Origin of the sequence: Treponema vincentii, from assembly GCF_018336815.1 — a bacterium.
GTDB lineage: Bacteria > Spirochaetota > Spirochaetia > Treponematales > Treponemataceae > Treponema.
Genome location: NZ_CP050497.1, coordinates 1610543 through 1627205 on the forward strand (window position 1 = coordinate 1610543; position 16663 = coordinate 1627205).

Consider the following 16663-nt stretch of genomic DNA (forward strand, 5'->3'; position numbering starts at 1 on the left):
AGGCATATATGTTTGAAAATGTACTCGGACAACCGGTTATTCAGTTAGTCAGTGATGAGCTGGAGCAGGGGAAAGTTCCTCCGGCATTACTCTTTGCAGGGCCGGAATCAAGCGGTAAACTCACTGCTGCATTGGAAACGGCGCGGATTCTTTCGTGTACCGAATCGGGTAGCTGGACATGTACCTGTGAATCTTGCAAACGGCATAAAGACTTATCGTCAAGCGATCTTTTAATCCTCGGAACGCGAGATACCGTGCTTGAAACAAAAGCTGCCGCCCATGCGCTCTGTACGGCAAAGACTACGGCAGCGCGCTACCTTTTTGTCCGAGCCGTACGCAAGCTTACTTCCCGATTTGATTCCCGATTGTGGGATACGGATGAATCCCGTTTTGTTAAAGCGGCGCCGATTCTCGCTGACATAGAAGAGTCGTTGACCGATCTTATCGACCGATATGGTACAATAGAAACCACCATATCGGAAGAAGAAGCAAAAAAACTGGAAAAGCTGACTGAAAAAATCACCGATCTCTGCCAAAAATTGCAAGAAGATTGTATGTATGATACGCTCCCTGTTAATCAAGTACGGAAAGCCTCCGCATGGGTGAGATTAATGCCTGTCGGTAAAAAAAAGGTATTGATTATCGAAAATGCCGATAAAATGCAAGAGTCTGCCCGAAACGCATTTTTAAAAATATTGGAAGAGCCTCCCGAATATACCGTTTTTATTTTAACTACGGCGCGCCGCGCTGCCGTTATCCCGACTATTTTGTCCCGTGTGCGGACTTATCTGTTCATCGAACGGGATACTGAACATCAACAGGCAGTCATCGAGCGGGTATTCCGCGATCACCATTTTTGTACGGCCGTATCTCCATCGCAGCCGATCCGCATTGTTTCGTACTTGCAGAGTTTTTTGCCTGTTTCCCCCGAATATATTCGGGAAGCTGCTGCGCTCTTTTGGGAATATTGCTTACATAGGGGAGAGCAGCAAAAAAGCCGATTTACAGTGCTTATTCAAAAGCTTACGGCTTATCGAGCAGAACATCCGTCAAGTCATGAACCATCGATTACGGCTGTACTGAAACTGTTGAATAATTGCAAACCGCGCCGGATATATGCGCTGTTTTTAGAAGCGGTTATTGCTTTTTTACAGGAAAGTATTCACACCGGCGTATGCACACCGCACGAATTGGAAAGCTCTGTTGCTGTTTCTCAGTTTATTCACAAAGCCATGCAATCGGTAGATATTTTTAACGGCACCCCTCAAGCAGCGCTGGAAACACTGAGTGAACAAATCGCTTTTACATAGAAAATTGTCAGCAAACGGTGCGAAATTTTAACTGAAATTTCGCACAAAGGGGGAACCCCTCTTACAATATTTCCAGCGTGCGGTTGCCTTAATAGGAATTATAACCCAAATGTATTTGCCGGATTTACGCCTGCATAAAAATATAACGGATACTTATCTTCAGCAAAAACACCTTTCAACCGTTTGGCCTCCTCCAGCAGTGCCGGAGCATCTTTAGTTACCGTTGTTAAGGCATTAAGGTCTGCAAGTTTTTTATTGATAATTAACTCCGATTTTTTTGCGCAAGCCCTTGCAACCGACAGGCAAGATTTATACCGTAACCGACATAGTCACGGTATTTTAAAGCGGATGCTTCTGCAGAAATTTCATACTTATATACCTGCTCCATTACTAAGGCGCCGCCCAGCCCTAATTCTGGATACGGCCTAAACAGTTCTTCGCCGAGAAACTCGGTATAGGTTTGAAATACCATAATGGCTTCACCTAACGTCGTCGGAGTCGTTTCATCCCAGATAACTAAAGCGCCGTCTCCTAGAAGCTTATAGTAGGAACATCCGTATCCGAATTGGTTTACACAGGATAAAAAGTTTGAGGTAAATGAGGTAATAAGCGAAAACACGGCTTTTTCATCATGTGAACAGAGAAAACTACTGAACCCACGTACATCGACACAAAGGATAAGTGCATGAGGCTTTACATCACCGACATATACGTTATCGAATATATCGACCGGCATCTTTTTTAATCCGGCAAGAGTTGTAGCATCCAGCTCAACGGATCCGTTTTCAGTATTAGAAAATACCAGGTTATTAAGCGATACTGTATCCATTTGCCTACAATTTATCATATTTTATCTAAAAAGGCAAGGATAAAAATAACTTGAATATTTTTAATATTCCTCACATACTAACGGGGTTAGGAGTGATTTGCATATGTATATGCGCCGACAAGCCGTATTTTTGTTTATGTTACCGATCCTTTTTTCATGTTGTGTGAGCGCCGCTTCTCTGCAAACCGGTGATAGCCCAGCCAGTCAAGATGATGGCGTTCCTTCGACGAATGATAACCGATCTTCGAGCAAAAGCGCTTCCGCTTCCCATACGTTGCCGCTTGCACTCACCTTTGCAGGCGATCTGATGGCTCATACAGTGAATTTCAATATGAATGAGTATGATTTAATATACAAAGATGTTGAAAAAATATTACATAATGATGATTTAAGTTTTGTAAATATCGAAACACCGGTATGCGATGCGTTGCCGCTTTCGACCTATCCTAGCTTTAATGTACACACGCCGTATTTACGCGCTGCCGTTCAAGCAGGTTTTGATGTGTTGAGCTTTGCAAATAACCATACGAACGATCACGGTACAACCGGTATTGACGGAACGCTTGCTGCGGTACGGACAGTACAAAAAGAACGGCTCGCTGCCGAAGCTTCACTTCCTCCATTTCTCGCTTTTTCCGGCTTAAAAGACTCTGTAAACGACCACATACAAGCAACCCCTTTTGTCTATAAAGGGTGGAATATCCTTTTTTGCTCCGTTACCGAGATTTTAAATTCTTATGATGCATCAAAGGATCGGCTTTATTACAGTGCACCTACAAAGCAGGGCAGGGCAGCGCTCCTTTCGCTCATTAAAGAGGCTCGCAACCGATATCCTTGCGATTTATTTGTATTGGGTCTTCATCTCAATGAACCAGAATATGGGCGAACTGTTTCCGAGTCGAAAAAAAAAAGTGGTTTAAACAGCTCGGAGAAGCGGGCGTCGACATTATTTGGGCACATCATCCGCATGTTATGCAGACATGGGAGATAATCACTGTCGAACGGTCTTTACTTTTACCGAATACTACTGTTAACGATACTGCCGTTACTATTTCGGAGCAGTGTAAGGTCTTTTGTATGTATTCTATGGGGAATTTTATTTCAGGGCAGCGTTGGCACACTCGGTATGATGATCCTGAGTTTTATCGGGAATATACCGGCGATGCCGTGATGCTGCAATTAATGTGTACACGGAACGAAGCAGGTAGGGCGGATTTTTCGGTTACTCCTCTGCTGATAACCCAATACAATGAACCGGAATATCCGGTTGTCAAGCGTTTTACGCAAGAGTGGATTGATACGCTTAACGAAAAAGACAAAAAATATTTTACAAAGCGGTTTGAGCTTATGAAGGAATATCTCCCGATAAATTCGCCAGCCGAATAAGGCTTTTTTGGGGAAGAGGTTTGCTGTAGATTAGCTATCTCCAGCAGCGCTATCCGTTCCGCGCCTTAGAAACAAAACGGGTACATTCACTGATGAACTCAAGGTTGATGGTCGCAACAGGACCGTTACGCTGTTTTGCAACAATCAGTTCGGTGTCGGGACTTTCCCGTTTTTCTCGGTGTAAAAACATAACGACATCGGCATCTTGTTCAATCGCGCCGGACTCCCGTAAGTTTGCAAGCGTCGGCGCAGTTCCTTCGGCATCGCGGCCTACCTGTGACAGCGCTATGACGGGAATGTTGAGCTCACGGGCAAGGCTTTTCAGTGATTGAGAAATCTCTGCAAAACGCTCATGACGTGGAATCGCATTATTTTCCGAAGAAATTAAGCCGAGATAGTCGATAAAGATAATTTTTACCCCTTCCTGCAAGCAGAGCTGCCGCGCCATCGCCCGTAAATCAAGCAGCTTCATATTGGGCATATCGACGATATAGAGCGGGGCATCGTAGAGCCTACCCGCTGCATCTTGTAGTTTTGCAAAATCAGCGCTCTGCAAATTGCCGGAACGGATTTTGGAAGACGATACCCGTGATTCCAGAGAGAATAAACGGTGTATCAGCTGCATATTGGACATTTCAAGCGAAAAGAAAGCCGAAGGTATTTTTTTTTGTTACCGAAATATAATCGGCAATGGTAAGCGCCAACGCTGTTTTTCCGATTGAGGGGCGCGCCCCGATGATAATAAGCTCCGAGTTTTGGAAGCCGCTGGTAAGGCTATCTAAAAATTCAAAACCGGAAGGGATACCGGAAAACTCATCGCGGTGTTTCGCACGCGCTTCGATGATCTCAATAGCTTCAAGGATAAGATCTTTCGGAGTATGGAAGGTCGCCGATTGCCCCGCATCGGTTAAATCGAAGATATTTTTCTGTGCCTGTTCCAGTACGGAAGAGTAGGCAACGGTTTGATCAAAGACATCGGCATAAATCTGATGCGAAACTCTTAGAAGTGATCTACGAATCGCTGCATCGAGGACAATTTTTGCATAATAGGTAACATTCGCGGTACTGGGAACAGCATCTGTAAGCGAAGCAATATAAGCGGTGCCGCCTACGGAATCAAGAAGACCCTCCTGTCTCAGATGCTCACTAATCACAAGGATATCGACATTCTGCCCTTTATTATAAAGATCGACAGCAGCCTGAAAGATTTTTTGGTGAGCAATCGTATAAAAACTTTCGGCGCGGATATACTGTAAAACCGTTCCGATAGCATCCGAGTCAAGTAAAATAGCTCCGAGTACGGCTATTTCCGCCTCAGTATTATTCGGCGGTATTTTATCTTTTAATGAAGAAGAAAGCTGCTTTATCATATCCGACATTTTGTTTTCCTCGATCGTTTTTATATTAATTGTATTTATATGCTCTAAAAAAAATAAAAGAGAAGTCCTTGAATAGAACTTCTCTTTTGTGATTGGGATGCTACACCGTTTTCTCTCTAATAATAAATACAAGAGAAGTAGGTTATTCTTGCGTTTCGGCAGGTTCTTCTGCTTTTACTTCTTCTTGGCCGACTTCGGCTTGAGCCTCTGCCGATGCTTCCGGCTCTGCTTCAGCTTCTTCCTTACGGCGGTGCGAACGCTTCTCAGGTTTTGCTTCGACCGTTTTTTCAGCCTCAGGTTGAGCTTCTACCACAACGGGGAGTACCGCAACGGCCGCTTCATATAGTTTAAGGGTCGCATTATAATGCCCAACACTTTTGAAGGTAAGACCGGGCAGCTCAATACGCTTGCGTTCGATTTCGAATCCGAGTTTTTGCAACTCGTCGGAAATCGTTTGGTTGGTAACGGCACCGTACAACTTCCCGTTGGGACCTGCAGGCATTACAATGGTGAGCGTTAATGCTTCAAGCTGCTCTTTTAGACCTGCTGCATTTTGCCGTTTAACAGCCTTCCGCTGCTCTATTTCTTCCTTGCGGCTTTCAAAATGGGCAAGGGTGAAAGAGTTGCAGGGAACCGCTAAATTCCGCGGAAATAGATAGTTACGGGCATAGCCCTTGGCAACGTCCTTAATATCGCCCTCTTCTCCGAGGTATTTGACATCCTCATTTAAAATTACTTTCATTTCAAGCTCCTTAAGCGTACCGTTATAATGGTACATAATAATAAAAACGACAACCGCCCTGCATCCCAGGAGTTGGAATCCGGCGACGGATAATTTAATTACTTGGGGATGTCTCAAAAGTCGGTTAGTTTTTGGACAGCCCCGTGTAGGACCTTAGTCTACAACGTAAGGAAGCAACGCAAGCGCACGTGCACGCTTAATTTCGAGCGCGAGCTTACGCTGATGCTTTGCACAGGTGCCGGTAATGCGGCGCGGCAAAATCTTTCCGCGTTCGGTAATAAAGCGCCGTAAAGAATCGGGGTCTTTATAATCGATTTTTGCTTTCTGAGCGCAGAAGCGGCAAACCTTTTTACGGAAAAACATCTTTCCTTTTTTATTACTCTGCCGTTCTTCTCCTCCGCCTTCGCGGGGATTTTCCTGTGTATTTGTATCTACTTCAGTGGTATTCAGTGTTTCATCTGCCATGTTTGATTCTCCTTAGAATGGAATATTGTCATAATTGGCGTTATCAAAATCGGCTTCATAACCGTCATTAGACGGCGGTGTATTTTGCCGAGCCTGATATGCCGAAGGTGCATTTGATCGCTGATATGTCTCCCGATTGCCGGTATTCACCTGCTGGCCGCTTCCGGAACCGCCCCCTAAAAGCTGGAGATTATTCGCGATAACTTCTACTTTACTGCGGGACTGCCCGTCCTGTTCCCATCGGTTTTGACGAAGTTCGCCTTCAACAGCGACCTGCTTTCCTTTTACAAGGTATTGATTAAGCGCTTCGCCCTGTCTGCCCCAAAGCACGATGTCGAAGTAGTTTGCTTCTTCAACCCATTCTTCACCGTTTTTCCGGCGTCGGTTAATTGCAACCGAAAACCTGCATACGGCAGCCCCTCCTTGGGTGTATTTTAATTCTGCATCACGGGTAAGCCTACCGACAAGTACGACGTGGTTTATATCTGCCATCAATGCCCTCCTGAATTATTCATCAATTTTGATAAATAAAAAAGTCAAAAGGTTTTGATTGAGCTTAAACTTGCGGTCTATTTCGATAATCTTATCCGGTTCGGCATGGATATTGAACAATACATAGCGACCTTTTGTTCTTTTTTTGATTTCATACGTTAATTCGCGGTCCCCGAACGAATCTTCGGAATCAATTTGAACACTGAAGTCCCCCAGAACGGATCGAACATCTTCAATGCCTGGCTTGAACTGTGCTTCCTCAATGGGAAAGACAGTCATCAATTCATACTTTCTCATGTGCCCTCCTGATGGCCATTAGCCCCGCATTTGCTGCGGGATGGAGTATTTATCGGGTTTTATCCCGAAATAGCATTTATAGCCTTTTATATATAAAAGACTATAAACAGAGATTAAGCATACTATAAAAAGTTTTACTTAGTCAATGCCGTTGAAGTTCAGTCTTGCTTGCGTATTTGTTTAATCCGCTCCCAATAAAAATCGAGCTCGTCTGCTTTAAGGAGCGGTTCGGGCGGCGGCCGTTTAAGGCTGTTATGCCGTGTTATCTCTTCTTGCAGGTCTGAAATTGATGATCGGGTTAAAAAAGGCTCGCCCAATGCAAAAGCGCCATCCGATTCATCATAATATAAAGGAAGCCCTTGTACCTTCAGGTATTTCTGATTCGGATACACATCGCCTACCGCATGAGTTCCCGGCCCGCCTCCTTGAGGGGTAAGTGTCAGCTGTCGTATACCATTACTGCTATCAGTGATTGATACACCCCCTTTCTCATAGTTTTTGAGTTTTGAACCATTATCGGTTATGCAGCTGTATATGGTATCATATTGTCGGATAAACTTAGGTACGGTTACTTGTAATCCGTCATCGAATGCAAATCCTGCATATTTTTTTTTGTATTCAAAATCGCCCGTCCAATAGCGGAATTTGATATACTGTGTTCCATTAAAGAAAAAAGCATCAAAAAATGCCGGAGCTTCCTGCTGATATATCAAGATGCCGTCTCGAAAGCCTCGTTCAACCCAAAAACCGTCCAAAACGGTTGCGGCTGAAGCCGACGATTGCGGATTTACAGGTGTCTCCTCAGTTTCCGATTGAGCAGCGTTTTGCTGTGTACCGGTAACAAGATTATACGGAACTTTTTTATAAAATGATGAAAATAATCCGTTGCCATGTACCCATACATCGGCAGGTACCGGAGCTTTATATCCGGGATACCGAATACGCAGCGAATAAATATTTCCCGTGCCTTCTTGGTTTACCTTGGCAGGGTAAGTACCCATATCCTCATACACAAAGCGGTAATAGGTCTTTAAGACTATTCGCAGCGTATCTTCTACGGTTTCGTCTGTTTTATCGGTATATTCAATAAAACGTTCGGAGTTTTCCCAAATACCGGCAAGCGGCTGAGCAGGGCAGGGGCGCGACAAAATAAAGCATAAAGATAAAATAATATAAAAATGATTAATCTTAATACGTTTCACAGCAGAAACAGTATATCATATAACTCTCAGTGTGTTTAGCCTGCCGGTATTCTTAATTATGAATTAAAAAAACAGGCTGATGCGTTTGCCATGCATTTTTGAAATCATCCTAGACACAACCTCATTTATATAGTAAATTAAGAAAATTTAGCAAAGTAGCTGTACCGTAATACAACAGTCAAGGATTAATTGTGAAAATTAAAAACAGAGTATTCATTCTTATGCTGTTTACCGTGACTCTTTATACGATTTCTTGTACAAAGGAAGATAGACTCTATGCCTCAAATGGAGTTTATGATATATCAGATATCGATAAAGGTACGGTCTATTCGCTAAAAGGTTCATGGGCTTATGCGGAAAAAGAGTTTGTTTCTGCGGTTATGCCTCTTGAGATGTATACGGATTTTCAGCCGATTGAATTTGGGTGGACAACGTATACGCATCCCCAGCCGGTACAAGGCTATGCTTCGTATGCAATTAGAATCCGCGGATTTGAGTCCGAGAAAGTATATGCGATTCATTTTACACGTACCTCATCGGCTTTTACCGTATATCTAAACAGCAGCTTATTCTATACATCGGGAGTTCCCGGGAAGAGTTTTAAAGAAGAAATATTTGATTGGCATTCGGAAACGGTTATATTGCCGCTCAATAATGAAACTGAAGCGACTATTGTTATTCATTTGTCGAATTTTCATGATAGAAATCCGGGTTTAGAAACGCCCTTCCTTTTCGGTCTTTATTCAACATTACAAACAAAAACAGTATCGGATAAGCTTGTTTCCTCCGGTATATTTTCTATCCTATTTAGTATGGCTACTTTCTTTGTTTCTCTATTTCTCTTTTATCGGAAAGAAACCACTGCCGGTATCTTCGGATTTCTGTGTTATAGCTTTGCTGTTAGAACACTTTGTTACAATGATTTTTTATTAAGAGATTTTTTTCCGAATGTATCGACGGATATTATGTACAGGGTAGGGTATTTGACGTTTCCCCTGTGTGCTGTCTTTACATTCCTTTTTATTCTTAATCTGTTTATCAAAAAACCGTCAAAAATTTTTTATTTTTTGACTATTCCGTTGCTCCTGTACGGTTTAATGACTCTCATTACGCCAATACCGGTATTCGTCGGAGCATTACTGATTGTACAGATCTATATTTTATTCCTTTCATCAATCGTATGTACAGTGGTTGCTCATGCGTTAATTAAACGAAAACCGTTCGCACTGACATTTTTAATTTCATTTTTATTGTTTATCAGTGCGGCAATATTTGATGGTTTAATTTCAAACGGTATTATTAATGCTCCCTTTATTTCTCATTTTGGAGTATTACTGTTGATGATTCCGATGGCGTTTATTGTTATCAAGCATTTTTCCGCAGCTTTTAAAACACAGGAACAGATGATCGAATCAATCCAAAAGACAAATATATCTTTTCAACGATTCTTTCCGGATGAGTTCTTGCAATTTTTAAATAAGAAAAACGTTACGGATGTTTCACTTGGTGATAATATTGATAAAAATATGTTTATCGCTTTTATCCATCTCGGTATTAAATCCAAACTTTCATCAAGCAGAGCACGTGAAGAACTGTTAATTTTATATAACACCATCATTCAGGCTGCTAATCCTATTATTAAAAAATATAACGGATTTATTGATAAGTATTTAACAGATGGATTAATGGTTCTTTTTTATGGCACTGCAGAAGAAACAGTAGATTGTATTATTGAGATTACACAGCTTATTAGAAAAATTAATATGCATAGGCAGAAACAATCCTTATCGCTGCTTCAGATATCATCAGGGATTCATTATGGAAAATTAATGATGGGTACTATCGGTGAGCCGGAGCGAATGGACACAACGGTTATTTCCGATGTGGTAAATATTTCTTCTCGAATGTACAACTATGCAACTGAACAAAAAGTTAATATCATTATTAGTGAAACTGTTAGGGAGCAGCTTCTCGAAAGTTATTGGCGCACCCATACATGCTTTTATTACGGAAAAATAAAGTTCCATGGTAAGAGAAATTTAATAAATGTTTATGAGGTTAATCTACTATGAAAAAGATACTTCTCGGCGCGTCTCCCTTTCTTTTTATGTTCCTCATACTAACGTTTATTACTAGAGAAAAGCCGATACAGAACCTTAGGGAACATACGGTAACGGCTCAGTATGGGTTATTAACACTGCCGGCGCATAACGATCGGGATATATTCAACATTAAAGGTCAATGGCATTTTACCCCTCATCAGTTCTATTATTTTAGGGATAACACACGACCGTTATATGCACCGTTACCGGGTAAACTCAGTGAAACTGCACTGAAAAGCGACTTTGGATATGCCTCATACGGGCTGCGTGTGGTAGGGCTCAATCCTAATAAAGTATATGCTCTCCAAGTAAATCATATTCTTTCAAGTTGTACTATTGTTATTAACGGTGCTGATAGGGCAGGGCAGGGACAACCCGGCATTTCGACAAAAACGGAAATACCCGGAAAAACAATCAGTATTGCAACTTTTAAGCCGTCAAAAAACGGTACGGCTGATATTATTGTGAATATATCCAATTTTCATAACCGGTATGGAGGAACAGACAAATCGATTATCCTCGGTTCTGCGGATATTGTAAACGACTCTTTTGTATTCAATCTTTTATCTTATAATATTGCATCAACGGTACTGCTATTGTTCAGTATGTTCTTTATCATGCTGCATTTAAATTATAAAAAAATGCCTTATATACTATGGTTTGCATTTACTGCTATAACGATTAGTATCCGAGTTAGCGTATTTTATCCGCATATTCTCGCTTATATTTGGCCTGCAATTCCATGGAAGTTGTATTTTATTGTACGCTATTCTTCCATGCCATTAGCAGCATTATTTTTTACGATATTTATTAATAAGATTTTTAATATTCAGTATAAATTTGTTTATCGGGGGATTATCGCACTTTGCCTATTATCAATTGCTTTTATTGTTATTGCACCGACACTTCTTGTATCCCAGTATTTATATATACAACAAGCGCTTATATTCATTGCTATCATTTATGATGCGGTGATTGTTATCCGTGCATTAGTTAAAAGAAAAAAATCTGCTATATGGATTGCTGTGGTATTAGGTATTCTTGCCGGTTTTGCATTATATGATACACTGGTTAGCTTATGGGTGGTCTCGGGTAAATTACGCTTACAAGAAGGTGCAATGGTTGCAATTATTATCACCGTTATTATGAGTATTGACGGATATGCGAATGCAATACATCAAATTGAACAGCTGATAGAGGAACTGAAAAAAATTCAAACTGCGTTGCGCCGATTTTTCCCCAATCAATTACTGATGTTTCTTCAAAAAAACAGTATTACTGAAATAAATACCGGTGATTCCTCTGAATTGTCCATGACTGTACTTTCAATTGATATTCGGTCTTTTACCGGCATATCTGAACAGCTTGAACCTGATGAAGTATTTATATTGCTTAATAAATATTTTGCGTTAGTTGCTCCTATTATTCGAAAATACGGCGGTGTGATTATGAAATTTCTCGGTGACGGTTTTACCGCATTATTTTCCGAGAAGCCTGATGCGGCAGTATCATGCGGTGTTGAAATTCAGAAAAAGTTACAAGAAGAAAATATACGATTGGGAAATCTTCCTGCAATTAGGGCAGGAATAGGAATTGATACCGGAAATATCCTTTTAGGCATTATCGGAAGTGACAGCCGGTTAGACAGCGTTGTTATTTCGAATACCTGCTATACGGCAGAAGAATTACAGGCTGCAACAAAAGTTTATTCCAACACCATTATTATTTCCGAATCGATTTTTAAATCACTTCAGCATCCTGAAGATTTTCACATACGCTGTATTCAAAACTCGCCGGTTATTGGTGAAACGGAACAAACTGTTATTTATGAAGTATATGATTGTGATACGCCTGATATTCAGAGTAAAAAACAAAAGACCGCCTCATATATTGAAAAAGCGTTAAAAAGAATCAAAGAAAAAAACTATGCCAACGCCCAAACATATATTGCAAAATCATTGGAACTATTTCCCGATGATCCGTTAGCGCTGTATTATCAAAAAGTGATACAGGAGACAATCTATAACCTTTAAGTGGCTTAGATGAACCCACATATTGCCGATTCGACTGATTTTGGAGGGTCTTTTAATGGAAAGAATAGGAAGAGTGATACGTATGCCGATAACGAAACGGAACGGCATGCAGATTGCGACTATTGAATACGATACGCCCGAAGCAGATCTTTGTTCCATTAAATCTACCGATAGTCGCAGCGGATGCGCGTCATGCGGCGGCGGGTGTCATGCCTGTGGCGGAGGCAGTAAAGACGGTTTGCTGGTTGTACAGGGCAACATCGTCGATGCGCTGAACGTTTCGGGAAAAGATTTATGGATTGGAAACAAGGTCGGTGTCTTTATTTCCGAGAAGGCCGCCCGCTTTCAGGGGCTGTGCGCAGTCGGTATTCCGCTCGTGCTTTCGATGCTTTTCTTTACGGTAATCTTTTTGCAAACGCATAACGAATCGCTGGCTTTAGCCGGTATCGCTGCCGGTCTTGCCGTAGGGGCAGCTATCGCTTTTGGCATAAGCCGTATCTTAAAAGAGCGGGCGCTTCCGCAGATTGTTATCGTTTATGAGTAAGAAAACTATGAATAAAAAAAACATTGCCGATAGTGCAGAAGTCCCGATAACCGAAGTATGCTTAGCCGATGTACGGTTGCCGGTACGAAAAAAAATCGGTTTTGGCATTGCCGACATCGGTGGAAATCTGTTTTTTACGGCGATGGGATTTTGGACGCTGACCTATCTTACCGATACGGTGTATCTGGCGCCCGCTCTTGCCGGCATCGCCATTATGGTGGCGAAAATATGGGATGCGGTTACCGACCCTATTGTCGGCTTTCTTTCCGATAACACTCGTTCCCGATTCGGTAGGCGCCGTCCGTATCTCTTGTTCGGAGCGCTTCCGTTCGGTCTTTCGCTTTGGCTGTTTTTTACCAAGCCTTCGTTTACCGGTCAAACGGCGCTGTTTTGGTGGGCATTGTTGATGCTTTGTTTGGTAAATACGACGATGACCCTCGTGAATATTCCGTATTCTGCTTTAACCCCCGAATTAACCTCGGATTATAACGAACAAACCTCGTTAAATGCCTACCGTTTTTTGTGCGCCGGAATCGGTACGATAATGGGTGCTGTTATTGTGGTGCCGATTGTCAATATGTTTCCGTCTAAAGCCTCAGGCTTCTCGGTTGCAGGGGCAGCTATCGGCGGTATTATCATAATAGCAACGCTTATCACCTTTTTTTCAGTGCGAGAGTCTGCTGCACCGCCTAAAAACGGTAAGAAAAAAACAGGAGCGTTCTTTTCCGCCTACCGCTCGGTATTTAAAAATTCCGCGTACACAGTGTTGCTGGCAGTTTTTGTGCTGCATATTACTGCGCTCAATTTTTTGCAGGGAATGGTTGTGTATTACCTAAAATACATTTACCAAGCGGAATCATTTTCAAGTACGATTATGGGGCTATTGCTGATAACCGCTATTATTTCGATTCCTGTTGCGGCAAAATGCTCAAATGTGCTGGGGAAAAATGTTTCCTACCGCATAGGGCTTGCCGTATTGTGTATTTCTACGATGGTAATCTTTTTTATAGGACACCGTATCGGATTAATCGGTCTTGCTTTGTTGTTCGTATGTGCAGGAGTTGGGGTGGGTTTTGCTTTTGCGACGCCTTGGGCAATGTTGCCTGATGCGATTGTGTGGCAATCTGATACGGTACACAACGAGGGCTGTTATTACGGAGTGTGGACATTTGCCAGTAAGCTCGGGCAGGCTGTTTCGACCGGTGTTTCAGGTTTAATCCTCAGCGCTGCGGGATATCGCGCCGATATACTCCAGTCCTCCGATACGATATTTGCTATCAGACTTATTGCAGGGCCGATCGCCGCTGCCGTGTGTCTATTAGGCTTTATACTCATTCATTTTTACCCCATCGATAAAAAAAGAAAGGCGCTAGCATAATTCATATTTTTGGTCTATACTAAGCGCATTCAAAATAGCCGGTCCATATCATGGGGGGAGTATCGTCCTTTTGTGATAACGGCATACCTATGGAGAGTTACAGCATGAAAGAATTAATTTCTCGTCCCGGTGCAAAATATACCGAAGTGATTTGTCCCGCTTCTGCTATGGTATACCGCCTCGGTTCACTGTTTAAAAAAGCTTTCTATAATAAAAAGTATTTTTTGTCGGTCGTATTGACGACCTTTATTTTTTTGGGCTTGGGCACCGCTGTCTATGCAGAAAGTGTCCCTACGGTACAACGTGGTGTTATCGATTTACGTAACTGGAACTTTGACACTCAGGGTAAAGTGATGCTTAACGGTACTTATGGCTTTTTCTGGAACGAATTTCTGGAAGATTGGAAAGAACCCTCTGTCTATATGTCGGTGCCGTCTTCTTGGGCAGCTGAAAAAGCGGGACAAGGTAAGGCCTATCCTTCAAACGGATATGCGACATATACCATAAGACTACTGTTGCCCAAAGGAGCACCTTCTCTTTCGGTGTATCTGAAAAACCGATTCCCTTCGCTGACAGTTTTTGCAAACGGCGTAAAACTTGATGCATATAATCCTTCCGGAAGAAAACTTACAGATGCGCAATCTTCTTGTTTTGTATTACCCTCGGGCGAAACGCAGATCGACCTTTTGATTCAAATAAAGAGTATTGATCACAAAAAACAGGGTATATACAATCCTGTTATCCTTAATAAAACATCCGTCCTCGAATCGTCCATATATCAACGTAAGCTTATCGAAGCAATGATTTTCAGCTTTGCGTTAGCGCTCGGTCTTTACCATTTGATATTGTTTATTTTCAGATCAAAAGAAATCAGTATTTTGTATTTTACCATGCTCGTATTTATCGTTATGATACGAATACTCTCGACAGGGACGATGATTGGATGCGATTTATTCGGCTTGTCTTGGATGACAACACTCCGTATGGATTACTTTACTTTTGCAACTGTTTCAGTTCCCGTCATCTTATACTTTTATGAACTATATAAGAAATATATTCATAAGGCGATTGTCATTGTCTGGGTTTCCGAAGGTCTTCTATATGGAATTCTAACGCTTGTTACAAAAGGTTCTTTTTTTACATCCTTCCTTTTTGTACACCAAATTATTTGCCTGTTTGAAGTTTTTTATATTCTGTATCTTATCGTGCGGCTTATTTATAAAAAAGAACAAGAGGCATCGTTTATTGCAATTGGATTTGCCGCGTTGATAATTACCTCTGTGATCGATATCCTTGAAGGGATGGATATTATTCAGATATCGGCAACGCTCCCCTTCGGGCTCCTCTTTTTCCTACTGATTCAGGCAGTGTCGTTTGCCAGAATATTTTATTTTGAAAAGCGAGAGAGTGAGTTGATGCGTGATAAAGTCATTGCTTCTTCCGATCAATTGGGTACATTTATCACCGAAATTAAAAAGGTTATCGAAGATTTGGCAAACGAAGATAGCGTGTTGACTTCGAATATGCACAACGCTCAGTCTTATGTTGATAAAATTTCAAGCTATATTAAGTTAGTACTCGAAGAGGTATCCTCACAGAAAACAAGTTTGATTGATACGGAAACCAATACTAACTATTTAAATACGTTCCTTGAAGGTTTAGATACGAAGATTACGCATCAAAGTGAAAAATCGAAGGATGCGATGGATAAGCTTACGGACTTAATCCAAAACACAAAACTGTTAACGGAAAAATTCAAGGTTATTCAAGATAACTTCATAAATATCTTCCAAGCAAATGAAGTCGGAAAAACGAACTTTTCAAAGATGACTAAGACGATATCCGACATTACCGCCCGCTCTGCAGTTTTGCTTGAAACCAACCAGTTGATAACACAGGTCGCGGAGCAGACTGATATGCTTGCAATGAATGCCGCTATCGAAGCTGCCCATGCAGGTGATGCCGGAAAAGGGTTTGCCGTTGTTGCTGAAGAAATTCGAAATTTGGCTGAGAGGGCGTCTGCCGAATCGGATTCAACCGGAAAGATTATTAAACAAATCACCACTTCTATCGACGAAACTGCTTCTGCTGCGGATATTTTAGCTCAGAGTTTTGCCGATATCAGCAATAAAGTAACCGATTTCGAGCATATGCTTGCAGAAATTGCAACCTTTATCGGGCATACGGATGCTCATACGACCAGAATGGAACAAACGTTGAAAGAAGTGTTGGAAGAAATGACGGCGCTGAAGAATGAAAACAGCAAAATTATCGAAACACGGGAAAATACGGTTACCAGTTTTGACCGTTTAACGCAAGCTACCGAAAAGGTTAATGCTGAAATTGATGCAATGGTTGATAATATCACCAGCCTAATACGCATTTTTTCAAAAACGGCAGAATCGCAAGAACAAACACGTGAAATTATCAGCCGTTTAAATCGGGTATCCTCTCAAAATCGGGAAACATGTCCGGATGAAAATGAAGTCCCGGAAATCTAATCG

The 16663-nt window shown here is 41.7% G+C and carries 14 protein-coding genes and 1 pseudogene; 8 read left to right on the top strand and 7 right to left on the bottom strand.

Annotated features, from left to right (window positions below):
• The first annotated feature begins 8 nt into the window (after positions 1 to 8).
• Positions 9 to 1310, top strand: coding sequence for a hypothetical protein (locus tag GWP40_RS07230; protein WP_212564784.1), 1302 nt, complete (start codon positions 9 to 11; stop codon positions 1308 to 1310).
• Positions 1311 to 1572: 262 nt separating this feature from the next.
• Here the strand turns inward: GWP40_RS07230 and GWP40_RS07235 are convergent, their stop codons facing one another.
• On the bottom strand, positions 1573 to 2139 hold the full coding sequence (locus tag GWP40_RS07235) for a hypothetical protein (RefSeq protein WP_230974323.1): 567 nt from the start codon (positions 2137 to 2139) through the stop codon (positions 1573 to 1575).
• Between the two features lie 136 nt (positions 2140 to 2275).
• On the opposite strand from GWP40_RS07235, the gene GWP40_RS13255 reads away from it, so the two are divergent.
• Complete coding sequence (locus tag GWP40_RS13255) at positions 2276 to 3130, top strand: CapA family protein (RefSeq protein ID WP_269140237.1); 855 nt, start codon at positions 2276 to 2278, stop codon at positions 3128 to 3130.
• Positions 3016 to 3525 carry a CapA family protein gene (locus GWP40_RS13260; RefSeq protein WP_330997243.1) on the top strand — a complete coding sequence of 170 codons (510 nt, stop codon included), beginning with the start codon at positions 3016 to 3018 and terminating at the stop codon, positions 3523 to 3525. Before GWP40_RS13255 ends, GWP40_RS13260 begins: the two co-directional genes overlap by 115 nt.
• Before the next feature lie 49 nt (positions 3526 to 3574).
• Here GWP40_RS13260 and dnaB read toward each other — a convergent pair.
• From dnaB to GWP40_RS07270, 6 genes and pseudogenes are all read right to left on the bottom strand, one after another.
• Positions 3575 to 4904, bottom strand: a pseudogene (gene dnaB, locus GWP40_RS07245) (replicative DNA helicase).
• Between the two features lie 142 nt (positions 4905 to 5046).
• A complete protein-coding gene (gene rplI, locus GWP40_RS07250) occupies positions 5047 to 5646 on the bottom strand; it encodes a 50S ribosomal protein L9 (RefSeq protein ID WP_212564785.1) in 600 nt (199 codons plus the stop codon).
• Positions 5647 to 5799: 153 nt separating this feature from the next.
• Entirely contained in the window at positions 5800 to 6111 is a 312-nt protein-coding gene (rpsR, locus tag GWP40_RS07255) for a 30S ribosomal protein S18 (protein WP_212564786.1), read from the bottom strand.
• A 12-nt stretch (positions 6112 to 6123) separates the two neighbouring features.
• Positions 6124 to 6603: a single-stranded DNA-binding protein gene (gene ssb, locus GWP40_RS07260; RefSeq protein ID WP_212564787.1), complete on the bottom strand. Its 480-nt coding sequence runs from the start codon at positions 6601 to 6603 to the stop codon at positions 6124 to 6126.
• A 15-nt stretch (positions 6604 to 6618) separates the two neighbouring features.
• Complete coding sequence (gene rpsF, locus GWP40_RS07265; RefSeq protein ID WP_212564788.1) at positions 6619 to 6900, bottom strand: 30S ribosomal protein S6; 282 nt, start codon at positions 6898 to 6900, stop codon at positions 6619 to 6621.
• A gap of 158 nt (positions 6901 to 7058) precedes the next feature.
• Positions 7059 to 8102, bottom strand: coding sequence for a hypothetical protein (locus tag GWP40_RS07270; protein ID WP_212564789.1), 1044 nt, complete (start codon positions 8100 to 8102; stop codon positions 7059 to 7061).
• Positions 8103 to 8293: 191 nt separating this feature from the next.
• Between GWP40_RS07270 and GWP40_RS07275 the strand changes: the two genes are divergently transcribed.
• The 5 genes from GWP40_RS07275 (at position 8294) to GWP40_RS07295 (ending at position 16660) form a co-directional block, all read left to right on the top strand.
• A complete protein-coding gene (locus tag GWP40_RS07275; protein WP_212564790.1) occupies positions 8294 to 10174 on the top strand; it encodes an adenylate/guanylate cyclase domain-containing protein in 1881 nt (626 codons plus the stop codon).
• Positions 10171 to 12237, top strand: a complete 2067-nt coding sequence (locus GWP40_RS07280) for an adenylate/guanylate cyclase domain-containing protein (protein WP_212564791.1) — start codon at positions 10171 to 10173, stop codon at positions 12235 to 12237. The genes GWP40_RS07275 and GWP40_RS07280 overlap by 4 nt, the downstream gene beginning before the upstream one ends.
• Positions 12238 to 12319: 82 nt before the next feature.
• Complete coding sequence (locus GWP40_RS07285) at positions 12320 to 12781, top strand: SoxR reducing system RseC family protein (protein ID WP_230974324.1); 462 nt, start codon at positions 12320 to 12322, stop codon at positions 12779 to 12781.
• 7 nt (positions 12782 to 12788) lie between these two features.
• Entirely contained in the window at positions 12789 to 14159 is a 1371-nt protein-coding gene (locus tag GWP40_RS07290; RefSeq protein WP_212564792.1) for an MFS transporter, read from the top strand.
• A 104-nt stretch (positions 14160 to 14263) separates the two neighbouring features.
• On the top strand, positions 14264 to 16660 hold the full coding sequence (locus tag GWP40_RS07295) for a methyl-accepting chemotaxis protein (RefSeq protein ID WP_212564793.1): 2397 nt from the start codon (positions 14264 to 14266) through the stop codon (positions 16658 to 16660).
• Positions 16661 to 16663 lie beyond the last annotated feature (3 nt).